14 protein-coding genes are annotated in these 14,502 nt (G+C 68.4%); 10 read left to right on the top strand and 4 right to left on the bottom strand.

Features of this window, described 5'->3' with window-relative positions; translation table 11 throughout:
- Positions 1 to 16 precede the first annotated feature (16 nt).
- From AC0IYU_RS05390 to AC0IYU_RS05360, 7 genes are all read left to right on the top strand, one after another.
- Positions 17 to 1,090, top strand: coding sequence for an ABC transporter permease (locus AC0IYU_RS05390; protein WP_472113955.1), 1,074 nt, complete (start codon positions 17 to 19; stop codon positions 1,088 to 1,090).
- A 61-nt stretch (positions 1,091 to 1,151) separates the two neighbouring features.
- Complete coding sequence (locus AC0IYU_RS05385; RefSeq protein ID WP_093127795.1) at positions 1,152 to 2,075, top strand: ABC transporter permease; 924 nt, start codon at positions 1,152 to 1,154, stop codon at positions 2,073 to 2,075.
- 5 nt (positions 2,076 to 2,080) lie between these two features.
- Complete coding sequence (locus AC0IYU_RS05380) at positions 2,081 to 3,073, top strand: formamidase (protein WP_472113952.1); 993 nt, start codon at positions 2,081 to 2,083, stop codon at positions 3,071 to 3,073.
- 7 nt (positions 3,074 to 3,080) lie between these two features.
- Complete coding sequence (gene biuH / locus AC0IYU_RS05375) at positions 3,081 to 3,791, top strand: biuret amidohydrolase (RefSeq protein WP_472113950.1); 711 nt, start codon at positions 3,081 to 3,083, stop codon at positions 3,789 to 3,791.
- A gap of 393 nt (positions 3,792 to 4,184) precedes the next feature.
- Positions 4,185 to 5,771, top strand: coding sequence for an ABC transporter ATP-binding protein (locus AC0IYU_RS05370; protein WP_472113947.1), 1,587 nt, complete (start codon positions 4,185 to 4,187; stop codon positions 5,769 to 5,771).
- Positions 5,772 to 5,829: 58 nt separating this feature from the next.
- The gene (locus AC0IYU_RS05365; RefSeq protein WP_472113944.1) at positions 5,830 to 6,501 is read left to right on the top strand and encodes a cysteine hydrolase family protein; all 672 of its coding nucleotides are present in this window, start codon (positions 5,830 to 5,832) and stop codon (positions 6,499 to 6,501) included.
- A gap of 29 nt (positions 6,502 to 6,530) precedes the next feature.
- Positions 6,531 to 7,277, top strand: coding sequence for a GntR family transcriptional regulator (locus AC0IYU_RS05360; RefSeq protein WP_472113941.1), 747 nt, complete (start codon positions 6,531 to 6,533; stop codon positions 7,275 to 7,277).
- Between the two features lie 138 nt (positions 7,278 to 7,415).
- On the opposite strand, the gene AC0IYU_RS05355 is transcribed toward AC0IYU_RS05360, so the two are convergent.
- Together AC0IYU_RS05355 and AC0IYU_RS05350 are read right to left on the bottom strand one after the other, a co-directional pair.
- Positions 7,416 to 8,381, bottom strand: coding sequence for a Bug family tripartite tricarboxylate transporter substrate binding protein (locus tag AC0IYU_RS05355; protein WP_472113938.1), 966 nt, complete (start codon positions 8,379 to 8,381; stop codon positions 7,416 to 7,418).
- Positions 8,382 to 8,432: 51 nt separating this feature from the next.
- Complete coding sequence (locus AC0IYU_RS05350; protein WP_472113935.1) at positions 8,433 to 9,671, bottom strand: flavin-dependent oxidoreductase; 1,239 nt, start codon at positions 9,669 to 9,671, stop codon at positions 8,433 to 8,435.
- A 111-nt stretch (positions 9,672 to 9,782) separates the two neighbouring features.
- Between AC0IYU_RS05350 and AC0IYU_RS05345 the strand changes: the two genes are divergently transcribed.
- Positions 9,783 to 10,688, top strand: a complete 906-nt coding sequence (locus AC0IYU_RS05345) for a LysR family transcriptional regulator (RefSeq protein WP_472113932.1) — start codon at positions 9,783 to 9,785, stop codon at positions 10,686 to 10,688.
- A gap of 12 nt (positions 10,689 to 10,700) precedes the next feature.
- Here AC0IYU_RS05345 and AC0IYU_RS05340 read toward each other — a convergent pair whose 3' ends face one another.
- Positions 10,701 to 11,504 carry an exodeoxyribonuclease III gene (locus AC0IYU_RS05340; protein ID WP_472113929.1) on the bottom strand — a complete coding sequence of 268 codons (804 nt, stop codon included), beginning with the start codon at positions 11,502 to 11,504 and terminating at the stop codon, positions 10,701 to 10,703.
- Between the two features lie 12 nt (positions 11,505 to 11,516).
- Here AC0IYU_RS05340 and pyrE point away from each other — a divergent pair, with 12 nt between their 5' ends.
- Positions 11,517 to 12,200: an orotate phosphoribosyltransferase gene (gene pyrE, locus AC0IYU_RS05335; RefSeq protein WP_472113926.1), complete on the top strand. Its 684-nt coding sequence runs from the start codon at positions 11,517 to 11,519 to the stop codon at positions 12,198 to 12,200.
- A gap of 12 nt (positions 12,201 to 12,212) precedes the next feature.
- A complete protein-coding gene (locus AC0IYU_RS05330) occupies positions 12,213 to 12,902 on the top strand; it encodes a DUF4124 domain-containing protein (RefSeq protein ID WP_472113924.1) in 690 nt (229 codons plus the stop codon).
- Positions 12,903 to 13,010: 108 nt separating this feature from the next.
- On the opposite strand, the gene gatB is transcribed toward AC0IYU_RS05330, so the two are convergent.
- Positions 13,011 to 14,501: an Asp-tRNA(Asn)/Glu-tRNA(Gln) amidotransferase subunit GatB gene (gene gatB / locus AC0IYU_RS05325; protein ID WP_472113921.1), complete on the bottom strand. Its 1,491-nt coding sequence runs from the start codon at positions 14,499 to 14,501 to the stop codon at positions 13,011 to 13,013.
- Position 14,502: the final 1 nt, after the last annotated feature.

Raw genomic sequence — 14,502 nt, 5'->3', positions numbered from 1 at the left:
CCAGCGCACCGCCGTCATGCGCCACGCGCTCAAGGAATTCTCTTTGCCGGTGTTCGCCATCGCGGCGGCGCTGCTGTTGTTCGGCCTGGTGGTGGCCTTCGCCGGGGTCGACCCGTTGGAGGTGTGGACCACGCTGTTCAAGGGCGCGTTCGGCGACTGGTTCTCCTGGCAGAACACGCTGCAGCGCGCCGCGCCGCTGATGCTCACCGCGCTGTGCGTGGCATTGCCCGCGCGCGCCGGGCTGATCATCATCGGCGGCGAGGGCGCGCTGGTGCTGGGCGGGCTGGCCTGCGCGGCGCTCGCCTATGCGGTGCCGCTGCCCGGCAACGTCGTCGGCACGGTCCTCGTCTGCATCGCGGGCGCCATTGCCGGCGGGCTGTGGATCATGCTGGCGGGCTGGCTGCGGCAGTTTCGCGGCATCAACGAAACCATCAGCAGCCTGCTGCTGGCCTACATCGCCATCGGCATCTTCAAGCACCTGGTCGAAGGTCCGCTGCGCGACCCGGCGAGCCTGAACAAGCCCTCGAGCTATGCGCTGAACGACGGGCTGCTCATCGGCGGCATCGGCGGCTCCGACATCCACTGGGGCCTGGCGATCGGCGTGGTGGCGTGCCTGGGGCTCGGCTGGTGGTTGCGCGCCACGGTGTCGGGCTTCTCGGTGCGCGTGGTGGGCGGCAATCCGCGCACCGCGCAGCTGGTGGGGCTGCCGGCCACGCGGCTCATTCTCTCGGCCTGCGGGCTGGGCGGTGCCTGCGCGGGGCTGGCGGGCGCGGTCGAGGTGGCGGCGGTGCACACCAATGCCAACGCCTCGCTGATCGCGGGCTACGGCTACGCGGGCATCCTGGTGTCGTTCATCGCGCGGCACAACCCGGTGGCCATCGTGCCGGTGGCCATCCTGTTCGGCGGCTTCGGCGCGGCGGGCAGCCTGCTGCAGCGGCGGCTCGGCCTGCCCGATGCGTCGGTGCTGGTGCTGCAGGGCATCGCCTTCGTGCTGATCCTGGCGAGCGAGGGCTTGCGCACCGTGAACTGGAAGAAGTTCGGCGACCGCATGCTGCCCGAGGCCAAGACCTACGAAAGGAGCAATGCATGACCGCCGCGCCGGGCCGCCCCAAGCAAGGTCGCACCGCAGTGCGAAGCACGGAGGTATGCCAATGACCGCCGACCAATGGATCGCGCTCGTGGCCGGCATCGTCGGCGGTGCGTTGCGCGTGGGTGCGCCGTTTCTCTTCGTGAGCCTGGGCGAGTGCCTCACCGAGAAGTCGGGCCGCATCAACCTCGGGCTCGAAGGCGTGCTGGTGCTGTCGGCCATGGCGGCCTTCGGCGGCGCCTACCTCACCGATTCGGCGTGGCTGGGCGTGCTGATCGGCGCGGTGGCCGGTGCACTGCTGGCGCTGCTGCACGGCCTGCTGTGCTCGCTCGACCGCGTGAACGACGTGGCCACCGGCATCGCGTTGATGCTGCTGGGCACCGGCCTGGCCTTCTATCTCGGCAAGCCGCTCATCCAGCCACAGGCGCCGCAGATCCCCGCCATTCCGCTGGGCTTCTGGAGCGACAACACAGTGGTGCGCTCGGCCCTGCAGCTCAATGCGCTGGTGCCCATCGGCGTGGCGCTCGCGGTGCTGCTGTGGTGGGGCTTCGCGCGCACGCGCGCCGGCCTGCTGGTGCGCATGGCGGGCGACTCGGCGCAGGCCACGCGCGCGCTCGGCTACTCGGTGTCGGGCCTGCGCATCGCGGCGACCACGGCGGGCGGCTTCATCGCCGGCCTCGGCGGTGCGTCGCTCACGCTGTTCTACCCGGGCAGCTGGAACGAAGGCATTTCCAGCGGGCAGGGACTGATCGCCGTGGCGCTGGTGATCTTCGCGCGCTGGAGCCCGCTGCGCTGCGTGGGCGCGGCGCTGCTGTTCGGCGGCGCGGGCGCCATCGGCCCGGCGCTGCAGTCCATCGGCATCGGCTGGGGCTACCACCTGTTCAACACGGTGCCCTACGTGCTCACGCTGGTGATATTGGTGTTCACCTGCAAGCCGGGCAGCGCGGCCGTCGGCAGCCCCGGCGAACTTTCATCGACAAGGAGCTGAATTTCATGAGCGGTTTCGGAGGCCTCAACAAATCGGCGCACGGCGTGGTGGTCGGGCTGGTGCAGCTGCAACTGCCCAGCGTGAAGACGCCGGCCGACCTGGCCGCGCAGACGCGGCGCATCTGCGAGATGGTGGGCAAGGCCCGTCGCAACCAGGGCACCATGGACCTGGTGGTGTTCCCGGAGTACGCGCTGCACGGCCTGTCGATGGACACCAACCCCGAGATCATGTGCACGCTCGACGGGCCCGAGGTCGCGGCCTTCAAGCAGGCCTGCGTCGAGCACAGGATCTGGGGCTGCTTCTCCATCATGGAGGCCAACCCCGGCGGCAACCCGTACAACAGCGGGCTGATCATTGACGACCACGGCGACATCAAGCTCTACTACCGCAAGCTGCACCCGTGGGTGCCGGTGGAGCCCTGGGAGCCGGGCAACCTCGGCATTCCGGTGTGCGACGGGCCCAACGGCAGCAAGCTCTCGCTCATCATCTGCCACGACGGCATGTTCCCCGAGATGGCGCGCGAGGCCGCGTACAAGGGCGCGGACATCATCCTGCGCACGGCGGGCTACACCGCGCCGATCCGCCACGCCTGGAAGATCACCAACCAGGCCAACGCCTTCTGCAACCTGGCCTACACCGCGAGCGTGTGCCTGTGCGGCAGCGACGGCAGCTTCGACTCGATGGGCGAGGGCATGTTCTGCAATTTCGACGGCACGGTGATGGTCGAGGGCGGCGGCCGCGTCGACGAGATCATCACCGCCGAGCTGCGGCCCGACCTGGTGCGCGAGGCGCGCACCGGCTGGGGCGTGGAGAACAACATCTACCAGCTGTACCACCGCGGCTACGTGGCGGTGAAGGGCGGCGCACAGGACTGTCCCTACACCTACATGCACGACATGGCCGCCGGCACCTACAAGCTGCCATGGAGCGCCGACGTGAAGGTGACCGACGGCACGAGCTGCGGCTTCGCGCCGCCCGAACGCAACTACGGGGAATGACGCACCCATGACCACGACCATTGCCAACACCACCGAGCGCCACGTCGCCGCCGAGCCCTACGCCTGGCCCTACAACGGCGCACTGCGGCCCGACAACACGGCGCTGATCGTGATCGACATGCAGACCGACTTCTGCGGCAAGGGCGGGTACGTTGACGTGATGGGCTACGACCTGTCGCTGGTGCAGGCGCCGATCCAGCCGATCGCGCGCACGCTCGCGGCGTTGCGCCCGCTGGGCTTTCACATCATCCACACGCGAGAGGGCCATCGGCCGGACCTGGCGGACCTGCCTGCCAACAAGCGCTGGCGCTCGCGGCAGATCGGTGCGAACGGCGTGGGCATCGGCGACGACGGGCCGTGCGGGCGCATCCTGGTGCGCGGCGAGCCGGGCTGGGACATCATTCCGGAGCTGGCGCCGTTGCCGGGCGAGGTGGTGATCGACAAGCCGGGCAAGGGCTCGTTCTATGCCACGGACCTCGAATTGATCCTGCGCACGCGCGGCATCGAGAACCTGATCCTCGCGGGCATCACGACGGACGTGTGCGTGCACACGACGATGCGCGACGCGAACGACCTGGGGTTCGAGTGCCTGCTGTTGTCGGACTGCACGGCTGCAACGGACTACGGCAACCACTTGGCTGCGCTGAAGATGGTCACGATGCAGGGCGGCGTGTTCGGGGCGCATGCCAGCTCGTCGGCTCTTTTGGCGGTGCTATGAGGAGCGGTTGTCCTGTTCGTCGCTGTCTGGGGCATTCGGGGCGCGCTCACGCCGACGGGGTACCTTGCTCCGCGAATGTCCCCCGGGGCTGCGCCCCTCCTCCTTTATTTCGCTGCGCAAGGCACCCCATCGGCGTGAGCTTGTTCAAAGCGGTGGTTGATCGGCCGCACGCCAGGAGCGTGAGCATTGTCAAGAGCGGTAGTGATCGGGGCACACCAGCAGAGTGTCCAGTGCACAGGGCGTGGGGTGCTCCCCGCAGCGAAATAAAGGAGGAGCGAAGCGGGGGACATTCGCGGAGGGGAGTGCCCGGCGGCCTGTGCACGCGCCCTGAACAACAGCGCCGCAAGCAAAGCGGGCAGAAGCAGGACCATACCCAAAAGGTGGAGAACTGACATGAGTGCCGCATCACCCCGCGCCATCGGTGGCCTGCCTGCGGGCAGCGGCGCGCTCGCGCTCGACACCTACCAACTGACCAAGCGCTTCGGCGCCTTCACCGCGATGGACAGCGTGACCATGCGCGTCGAACCCGGCACGGTGCATGCGCTGCTCGGCGAGAACGGCGCGGGCAAGAGCACGCTGGTGAAGTGCGTGGCGGGCTTCCAGCGCGCGGAAGAAGGCAGCATCCTGATCGACGGGCGCGAGCAGGACATCGCCAACCCGATCGTGGCGCGCGCGCTGGGCATCGGCATGGTCTACCAGCACTTCACGCTGGCACCGGGCATGACGGTGGCGGAGAACCTGTTGCTCGCCGGAGGCAAGACGCCAGCGTTGATCGACTGGAAGACGAAGCGCGCGGAGCTGGAGGCATTCCTGGCGACCACGCCGTTCAGCCTCGACCTCGATGTGCGACCTTCGGAGCTCGCGGCCGGCGAGAAGCAGAAGCTCGAACTGTTGAAGCAGTTGTACCTGAAGCCGCGCCTGCTGATCCTCGACGAGCCGACCTCGGTGCTCACGCCGCAGGAGGCCGACGAGGTGCTGGGCCATGTGCGCGAGTTCGCGCGCAGCGGCATGTGCACGGTGCTCATCATCACGCACAAGTTCCGCGAGGTGATGGCGTATGCCGACAGCGTGACGGTGCTGCGCCGCGGCAAGGCGGTGCACCACTGCCGCGTGGCGGACACCAGCCCGGCGCAACTGGCGCAGGCCATGATGGGGGGCGAGCAGGCGGCGGCACAGGCGCCCTTCACCCGCAAGCCCATGCCCGCCCATGCGCCGATTGCACTGAAGGTCGAAGGGCTGAAGGCTCAGGGCGATCGCGGCACGCTGGCGTTGCATGACCTGAGCCTGTCGGTGCGTGCCGGAGAAATCCTCGGCGTGGCCGGTGTGTCGGGCAACGGGCAGCGCGAACTCGTCGAGGCGCTCGTGGGCCAGCGCCCGCGCCTTGCGGGCAAGGTCACGGTGATGGGCCAGCCCTACGGCGCGCACCGCGCGGAGAACCGCAACCTCAAGGTGCGCAGCCTGCCGGAGGAGCCGTTGCGCAATGCCTGCGTGGGCGACCTGAGCGTCGCGGAGAACATGGCGCTGCGCGATTTCGACCAGCCGCCTTTGTCTCGCGGTGGCGTGCTGAGCTTTCCGTACTGGCGCAGCCGCGCGCGTGAATGGATTGCGGAATACGGCGTGAAGACACAAGGCGAAGGCGCGCCGATTCGCAGTCTCTCCGGTGGCAATGTGCAGCGCGCCGTGCTGGCGCGCGAGCTGGCCGGCGACATCAACGTGCTGATCGCCGCGAACCCCGTGTTCGGCCTCGACTTCGCCGCGGTCGCCGAGATCCACTCGCGCATCGTGCAGGTGCGCGAGAAGGGCGGGGCGGTCCTGCTGATCAGCGAAGACCTCGACGAGCTGCTGGAGCTCGCGGACCGCATCGTCGTGATGAGCGAAGGACAGATCGTGTTCGAGACGCCTGCTGCAGGGGCCGAGCGGCATGTGATCGGGGCGCACATGGGTGGCGGGCATCACGAGCCTTTGAAGGCGGTGGCATGAGGCCCCTGCTTTTCTTTGGGAGGCCGGCCCCCCGTACCCGGAATCAGCGAGAAAAAACATGCGCATAGAACAAGCCAACCCATTCGCCTACGAGTTCGAAGTCGCAAACACAGCGCTTGTCCTCATCGACATGCAGCGCGACTTCATCGAACCCGGCGGCTTCGGCGAGACGCTGGGCAACGACGTGTCGCTGCTGGAGGCCATCGTTCCTGCCACCAGAAAGACGTTGGCGGCCTGGAGAGAGGCCGGTGGCCTGGTCGTGCACACCAGAGAGGCGCACATGGCCGATCTCTCCGACTGCCCGCCCGCCAAGCGCAACCGCGGCAACCCGACGCTGCGCATCGGCGACCCAGGCCCCATGGGCCGCATCCTCGTGGCGGGCGAGCCCGGCAACCAGATCATCGACGCGCTGGCGCCCGTCGACGGCGAGCTCGTCATCGACAAGCCCGGCAAGGGCGCGTTCTACGCGACCGGCCTGCACGAACTGCTGCAGCGACGCGGCATCACGCACCTGCTGTTCGGCGGCGTGACGACCGAGGTGTGCGTGCAGACCAGCATGCGCGAAGCCAACGACCGCGGCTACGACAGCCTGCTGCTCGAAGACTGCACCGAAAGCTACTTCCCTGCCTTCAAGGCCGCGACGCTCGACATGGTGCGCGCGCAGGGCGGTATCGTCGGTTGGACCGCGCCGAGCGCCGCTTTGCTGGCCGCACTGATCCGCCCCTCGTGACGCCTGCGCCAGCGACTAACATTCCCCCCGTGTCCACCGTCCGTCCCCGCCCCGAAGCTTCAATCCCCGCCGCCCCGCCCGTCCAGGCGGCCGCGTTCCGTACGCGAGCCGACGAGGTGTATGCGCAGCTCAAGCGCGACGTGGCCGAGTTCATCCTCGTGCCCGGCGACCGCTTCACCGAGAACGAGATCAGCGACCGGCTCGGCGTGTCGCGCACGCCCGTGCGGCAGGCCCTGTTCCGTCTGCAGCAGGAAGGCTTCGTGGAGGTGCTGTTTCGCAGCGGCTGGCGCGTGCTGCCCTTCGACTTCGAGCAGTTCGAGCAGCTCTACGACCTGCGCATGGTGCTGGAGACCACGGCCGTGCACCGGCTGTGCGAAACCGACCGCCACATCGACCGCGCCCTGCTCGACACGCTGGCCGACATCTGGCTGGCGCCGGCGGCGCAGCGCAGCAGCGACATGGCCCAGGTGGCGCAGTGGGACGAAGGCTTTCACTGTGCCTTGGTGGCGGCGGCCGGCAATGCGGAGATGGCGCGCGTGCACGGCGACGTGACCGACCGCATCCGCATCATTCGCCGGCTCGACTTCACCAAGCAGCCGCGCATCGACGCCACCTACGAGGAGCACGCCAAGATCCTGAAGGCCGTGCGCGCGAACCGCGGCGACCAGGCGGCGATGCTGCTGCGGGCGCACATCGAGACCAGCCAGGCGGAGGTGCGCAAGATCACGCTGCACCAGGTGCACCTGGCGCGGCATGCGGGAAAGACGCCGCGCTGAATTGCGGTGTTGCGCCTTCCCCCTCTGGGGGAAGGCTGGGATGGGGGCACGCAGCCTTCGCAAGAGCAGCGACCCGTTCAAAGGCCGCTTGCCCCCACCCCGACCCTCCCCCAGAGGGGGAGGGAGAAAAAACACAACTCAGTCCGCCGTGATGTTCCCGCGCTTGACCACGGACGCCCAGCGGTCCGCATCCTTCTTCATCAGCGCGCCGAACTCCGCCGGCGTCGAGCTCGCCGGCACCATGCCCTGCGACTCGAACGACTTCGCCACCTCGGGCTGCTTCAGCACCTTCGCGATCTCCGTGTTCAGCCGCGCCACCACCTCCGGCGGCGTGCCCTTCGGCGCGAGCACGCCGTACCACATGTCCACGTTGTCGGCGGTCACGCCGGCCTCGGCCAGCGTGGGCACGTCGGGCAGTTGCGCCAGGCGCTTGCTGCTGCCGGTGGCGATGGCCTTGAGCTTGCCGACCTGGATGTGCTGCAGCGCCACGTGCACCGGCAGGAACATGTAGTCGATGCGCCCGCCCAGCAGGTCGGTCACCGCGCCGGCCGTGCCCTTGTAGGGCACGTGCAGCATCTCGGTGCCGGTGCCCTGCATCAGCAGGGCCATCGACAGGTGGTGCGGCGTGCCCACGCCGGGCGTGGCGTAGGTCAGCTTGCCCGGCGCGGCCTTGGCGGCGCTCACCATCTGCTGCACCGAGGCCGCCTTCTGCACGTTCGGGTTGGTCACCAGCAGCAGCGTGCCCCACGATGTGAGCGACACGGGCGCGAAGTCGGCCACCGGGTCGTAGCTCAGCGACTTGTACAGGCTGCGGTTCATCACCAGCGTGTTGACCTGCACCATCAGCGTGTAGCCGTCGGGCTTGGCGCGCGCCACCCGCTCGCTGCCGATGTTGCCGCTGGCGCCGGCAATGTTCTCCACGACCACCGGCTGGCCCAGCAGGGCCGGCAGGCGGGCCGAGAGCTGGCGCGCCACCAGGTCGATGCCGGTGCCGGGCGTGTAGGGCACCACCAGCGTGATGGGCTGGTCGGGCCAGGCATGGGCGGCGGTGGCCACGCCGAGCGCGGCGAACAGGGCGGCGAAGGTCTTTGTCAGTGAACGCATGGTGTCGTGTCTCCGTAGTTCTTGTGTGGGATGCGCAGGTTCAAAGCGGTGTCAGAGGAACGAAGGCCGGGCCTTCAACGCGACCGGGTCGTAACCGGCCACGCGCTTGTAGTTGTCCGAGATGGCCTGCAGCTCGGCGGTGGGCACCACGTCGTCGATCTTGTCGAAGCGCTTGCCGCCCGAGCGCTCGAACACCTCGCGCAGGATGGCGTCGGGCGGGTTGCTGCGGTTGGTCAGCACCACCTCGGTGGTGGCCTTCACGCGCACGCGGTCGTAGTCCTCCAGCGCGGCGGTGCCCACGCCCAGGTCTTTCAGTGCGCCGGCCAGGAAGCGCGCGTCGATGATCGCCTGGCCCGCGCCGTTGGAGCCGCGCGGCACCATCGGGTGCGCGGCGTCGCCCAGCAGCGTGAGGCGCCCATGCGTCCAGCGCGGCAGCGGGTCCTGGTCGACCATCGGGTACTCCAGGATGGTGTCCGACGCGCGGATCAGCGCCGGCACGTCGAGCCAGTCGAAGTGCCAGTCGGCAAAGGCCGGCAGGAAGTCTTCGAGCCGGCCCGCGCGGCTCCAGTCGCGCAGCGCGGGCTGCGGCGCGTGGATCTCGGCGACCCAGTTGACGAGTTGGTGGCCTTCGGCGTCGATGTCGTTGCGGATCGGGTAGATCACCATCTTGCCGACCGCGAGCCAGCCCGCGCGCACCATGCTGCCGCCCGAAAGAAACGGCTTCCAGCGCGTGGTGCCGCGCCACATGTTGACGCCCGAGTAGCGCGGCGCGCCTTCGTCGGGATAGAACTGCTTGCGCAGCGCCGAGTGGATGCCGTCGCAGCCCACCGCCACCGCGCCGCGCACCGAGGGCGCGTCGGCGAAGTGCACGGTCACGCCCTGCACGTCCTGCGTGGCGCCGGTGCAGCGATGGCCGCACACCACGCTGTCGGAGCCCAGGCGTTTCAGCGTCTCCTCGTACAGCAAGGTCTGCAGGTCGCCGCGGTGAATGGAGAACTGCGGCCAGTCGTAGCCCGCGTGCTGGCCGGCCGCCTCGCGGAAGATCAGCTGGCCGTGCTCGGTGAAGAACACGGCCTCCTGCGTGCGCACGCCCACCTTGTCGAGGGCCGGCAGCAGGCCCAGTTCGGTCAGTTCGCGCACCGCATGCGGCAGCAGGTTGATGCCGACGCCCAGCGGCTTCAGCTCGGGCACGGCCTCGTACACGCGGCAGGGGATGCCGGCCTGGTGCAGGCTCAGCGCCAGGGTCAGGCCGCCGATGCCGGCGCCCAGGATGATGACTTCGTTGCTCATGGTGATTGGCTTTTCGCTTTGCGCGCCCGGTTCGTTGTCTCCGGCCGCATTAGGAACGCACATCAACCATTTGGGAAATTTAGATGTGCTATGGATTTATCATGAATCCTTATGAACCTCTCCACCCGCCAGATGCGCGCCTTCCTGCAGGTGGCGCGCATCGGCAATTTCACGCGCGCGGCCGAGCAGGCGCACATCACGCAGGCGGGCCTGAGCATCCTCGTGCGCGAGATGGAAAAGCAGCTGGGCTGCCGCCTGTTCGAGCGCACCACGCGCGTGGTGAGCCTCACGCCCGAAGGCCGGCGGCTGCTGCCGGTGGTGGAGCGGCTGTTGACCGACCTGGACGACGTGGCGGCCGAGCTCGGCGCGGCGGGCGACGCGGCGCGCCGCACGCTGCGCATCGCGGCCACGCCGCTGGTGTCCTCGCACCTGTTGCCGCAGGTGTTCACCACCTTCCGCACGGCGCACCCGCAGGTGAGCCTGCGCCTGTTCGACGCCGACCTGCGCGACGTGGAGGCGATGGTGGCGGCCGGCGACGCCGACATGGGCCTGGGCTTCTTCTTCAAGGCCGCGGCCGGGCTGGAGCGCACGCCGGTCGGGCGTTTTCACCTGATGCGGGTGGCGCCCTGCGCCGATGACGAAGAAGCACCGCCCATCGGCACCGCGCCCTGGTCGGCCCTGCGCAGCGCCGAACTGGTCGGCCTGCCGCCGGGCAACCCGATCCAGAAGGTGATCGACCAGCAACTGAGCGCCATCGCCTGCGCCGACGCGCAGCGGCCCGCGTTCAATTTCTTCGGCACGCTGATCTCGATGGTGGAGGCCGGCTTCGGCACTGCCGTGATGCCGACCTTCGCGCTCGCGGCCTGCCGGCGCCACCGCGTGCGCACCGACGTGCTGGTCAAGCCCAAGGTGGGCATGGACTTCTACCGCATCACCAAGCGCGGCGCGCACGAGACCGAGGCGATGCAGGCCTTCGTGGCGACGCTGGTGAAGGCGCTGCCGGCGTTGTCGCGCTGAGCAGCCTGCCGGTCAGAGCGTGAAGTCGTACTCCACCGTGATCGGCGCGTGGTCGCTGAACTTGACGGTCTTGTAGATCTGCTCGGTGCGTGCCAGCGCGCCGATGGCCGGCGTGGCCAGGTGGTAGTCCAGCCGCCACCCCACGTTGTTGGCATAGGCCTGGCCGCGGTTGCTCCACCAGGTGTAGGCCTCGTCGGTGGTGTCGGGCTTGAGCATGCGGTACACGTCCACCAGGCCCGCGCCGTCGGCGCCGGCGTCCAGCAGCTTCGTCATCCAGGCGCGCTCCTCGGGCAGGAAGCCGCTGTTCTTGCGGTTGCCGCGCCAGTTCTTCAGGTCGATCTCCTTGTGCGCGATGTTGATGTCGCCGCAGAGCACGAAGTCGCGCTCCTTCTTCAGCGCGATCAGGTACGGAAAGAAGCCCTTCAGAAAGCGGAACTTGGCCTCCTGCCGTTCCTCGCCCGAGCTGCCGCTCGGAAAGTAGCAGCTGATGACGGAGAACTTGCGGCTGGGCGTGTCGAAGCGCAGTTCGAGGTAGCGGCCCTCGGCGTCGAACTCGGCGTCGCCCCAGCCCACCACCACCTGGCTCGGTGCGTGCTTGGTGTAGATGGCGGTGCCGGCGTAGCCTTTCTTCTCGGCAAAGTGAAAGTGGCCCTTCAGGCCGGCCATCTCCTCGAAGCGGCCTTCGATGTCGCTGGCCTGGACCCGGATCTCCTGCATGCAAATACAATCCGGCGCAAGTTCGGCCACCCAGTCGGCCACGCCTTTGGTAGCGGCCGAACGCAGGCCATTGAGATTGAGACTGGTCAGTTTGAACACAAGGAATTTCCGATGGCTGTAGATGGTGAGAAAAGCAGCGCGGTCGCACAGGACTTCGTCCAGTTCGCGTTGGATGCCGGTGTGCTGCGCTTCGGCGAATTCAAGACCAAAGCCGGCCGAATGAGTCCTTATTTCTTCAATTCGGGGCTCTTCGACGACGGCGGCAAGATCGCCCGTCTCGCCGGATTCTATGCAGACCGGCTGATCGAAAGCGGGCTCGAATTCGACATGATCTTCGGCCCCGCGTACAAGGGCATTCCGCTGGGCGCCACGGTGGCCGCGGAGCTCGCGCGGCGCGGTCGCAACTACCCCTTTGCCTACAACCGCAAGGAAGCCAAGGCGCACGGCGAGGGCGGCAACCTGGTGGGCGCGCCGCTCCAGGGCCGCGTGCTGATCGTGGACGACGTCATGTCGGCCGGCACGGCGGTGCGCGAGTCGATTGCCGCGATCCAGGCCGCGGGCGCCACGCCGCATGCCGTGGCCATCGCGCTCGACCGGCAGGAAAAAGCCACCGAGAACGGCGTCGACGTGGACCACAGCGCCGTGCAGTACGTGCGCAACCAGCTGGGCCTGTCGGTGATCGCCATCGCCACGCTGGACGACCTGCTGAGCTACCTCTCCGGCAATGCCGCGGCCGACCTGGGCGCGCACCGCGAACGCGTGCTGGCCTACCGCACGCGCTACGGCGCCAGCTGAGGCAAGGCCCGCATGCACGCCCGCGATCACGGCCAGCCGACTCGCCTGCGGGCAGCGGCGTTTTTCTTCGTCCTGGCTTCATCGTTCTGCGGCGCGTTGCATGCGCAGCCGCAGAAGCTTGAAGGCGCCGGGCCCGGCATCTTCACCTGCACCGACGCCCGCGGCCGCACGCTCACGGCCGACCGGCCGATTGCCGAGTGCAGCGACCGCGAGCAGCGCGAGCTGAACCCGAGCGGCTCGGTGCGCCGCAAGGTCGAGCCGACCTACACGGCGCGCGAACTGCAGGAGCGCGAAGACCGCGCCCGCGAAGCCGCCATCCAGGCCGCGCGCATCACCGACGAGCGCCGCCGCGAGCGTGCGTTGCTGGTGCGCTATCCGAACGCCGCCACGCACGACCGCGAGCGCAACGAGGCGCTGGCGCAGGTCGATGCGGTGACCCAGGCGGCGCGCAAGCGCATTGCCGAGCTGGCCGAAGACCGCAAGAAGATCGACGAGGAGATGGAGTTCTACAAGCTGGACCCGAGCAAGGCGCCCGGCTCGGTGCGCCGCAAGATCGAGGACAACACGCAGAGCGTGGCGGTGCAGAACCGCTTCATCGCGGAGCAGGAAGACGAGAAGAAGCGGGTGAATGCGCGCTTCGACGAGGAGCGCGTGCGCCTGAAGGCGCTCTGGTCGCCTCAAAACGGCGGAACGAACAAGTAACCTTCCAAGCTGCGGCACTGCGTGTCGCTGCTCCCACCCCCTGCCGGGGGCAACACCTGAGGCCCGGCAAAGCCGGTTCCTCGGTGTTTCTGGAAGCGGCAGGGGCGGTCAGCCCAGCTTGGCCTTGAGCAGCTCGGTCACCTGCGCGGGGTTCGCCTTGCCCCCGCTGGCCTTCATGACCTGACCCACGAGGGCGTTGAGCGCCTTCTCCTTGCCGCCGCGGTACTCCTCGACGTTCTTCGCGTTCTTCGCGATCACCTCGTCGAGGATCTTGTCGAGCGCGCCGGTGTCGGCCATGGGCTTGAGGTCTTTCGCCTCGATGATCGCGTCCACATCGCTGCCTTCGCCGGTCCACAGCGCATCGAACACCTGGCGCGCCGCGTTGTTGGGCAGCGTGCCTTCGGCGATGCGCTTGACCAGCTGTGCCAGTTGTTGCGCCTTCACGGGCGCGGCCTCGATGCCGATTTCCGCGGCGTTCAGGCGGCGTGCCATCTCGCCGGTGATCCAGTTGCTCGCCAGCTTGGGCGTGGCGCCCGCGTTCACGGCATCGTCGAAGTAGCCGGCCAGCGCCGCGCTCTGCGTGAGCTGCGCGGCGTCGTATTCCGACAGGCCGTGGTCGCGGACGTAGCGCTCGGCGGTGGCGCGCGGCAGCTCGGGCATGGTGGCCCTCACGCGCTCGATCCACTCGGGCGCGATGCTCAGCGGCGGCAGGTCGGGGTCTGGAAAGTAGCGGTAGTCGGCCGCGTCTTCCTTGGTGCGCATGGTGCGCGTCTCGCCGGTGGCGGGGTCGAACAGCACGGTGGCCTGCTCGATCGCGCGGCCGTCTTCGAGCTCGTCGATCTGCGAGTTGATCTCGTAGTCGATCGCCTGCTGCATGAACTTGAAGCTGTTCAGGTTCTTGATCTCGCGGCGCGTGCCGAGCTTGTCGCCGGGCTTGCGCACCGACACGTTGGCGTCGCAGCGGAAGCTCCCTTCCTGCATGTTGCCGTCGCAGATGCCGATCCAGGTGACGATCTTGTGCAGCTCGCGCGCATAGGCCACGGCCTCGGCGGTGGAGCGCATGTCGGGCTCGGTCACGATCTCGAGCAGCGGCGTGCCGGCGCGGTTCAGGTCGATGCCGCTCTGGCCGATGAAGTCCTCGTGCAGCGACTTGCCCGCGTCTTCCTCGAGGTGGGCGCGCACCAGGCGCACGGTCTTCTTTTCTTCGCCGAGAAAGAACGACACCGCGCCGCCTTGCACCACCGGGATCTCGAACTGGCTGATCTGGTAGCCCTTGGGCAGGTCGGGGTAGAAGTAGTTCTTGCGCGCGAACACGCTGCGCGGCGCGATGTGCGAGCCCAGCGCCAGGCCGAGCTTGATGGCGCGTTCGACCGCGCCCTTGTTCATCACGGGCAGCGTGCCGGGCAGCGCCAGGTCGACCGCGCAGGCCTGCGTGTTGGGCTCGGCGCCGAAGGCGGTGGAGGCGCGGCTGAAGATCTTGCTGGCGGTCGACAGCTGGGCGTGCGTCTCGAAGCCGATGATGACTTCATAGCCGCGCACCAGCGGGCCGGTCGGGCGGCCTTGTTGCTGTGCTTCGAATGTGTTCACGGTTTCGCTCATT

This window comes from Variovorax sp. AC103, from assembly GCF_979254005.1.
This window is presented reverse-complemented; position numbering and strand designations above follow the sequence as displayed.

Coding starts and splice junctions, on each gene's coding strand:
- AC0IYU_RS05390 (WP_472113955.1), top strand. CDS start 17: ATGCGCCACGCGCTCAAGGAATTCTCTTTGCCGGTGTTCGCCATCGCG.
- gatB (WP_472113921.1), bottom strand. CDS start 14,501: ATGAGCGAAACCGTGAACACATTCGAAGCACAGCAACAAGGCCGCCCG.
- pyrE (WP_472113926.1), top strand. CDS start 11,517: ATGGCTGTAGATGGTGAGAAAAGCAGCGCGGTCGCACAGGACTTCGTC.
- AC0IYU_RS05355 (WP_472113938.1), bottom strand. CDS start 8,381: ATGCGTTCACTGACAAAGACCTTCGCCGCCCTGTTCGCCGCGCTCGGC.
- AC0IYU_RS05365 (WP_472113944.1), top strand. CDS start 5,830: ATGCGCATAGAACAAGCCAACCCATTCGCCTACGAGTTCGAAGTCGCA.
- AC0IYU_RS05385 (WP_093127795.1), top strand. CDS start 1,152: ATGACCGCCGACCAATGGATCGCGCTCGTGGCCGGCATCGTCGGCGGT.
- AC0IYU_RS05350 (WP_472113935.1), bottom strand. CDS start 9,671: ATGAGCAACGAAGTCATCATCCTGGGCGCCGGCATCGGCGGCCTGACC.
- AC0IYU_RS05380 (WP_472113952.1), top strand. CDS start 2,081: ATGAGCGGTTTCGGAGGCCTCAACAAATCGGCGCACGGCGTGGTGGTC.
- AC0IYU_RS05330 (WP_472113924.1), top strand. CDS start 12,213: ATGCACGCCCGCGATCACGGCCAGCCGACTCGCCTGCGGGCAGCGGCG.
- AC0IYU_RS05345 (WP_472113932.1), top strand. CDS start 9,783: ATGAACCTCTCCACCCGCCAGATGCGCGCCTTCCTGCAGGTGGCGCGC.
- AC0IYU_RS05370 (WP_472113947.1), top strand. CDS start 4,185: ATGAGTGCCGCATCACCCCGCGCCATCGGTGGCCTGCCTGCGGGCAGC.
- biuH (WP_472113950.1), top strand. CDS start 3,081: ATGACCACGACCATTGCCAACACCACCGAGCGCCACGTCGCCGCCGAG.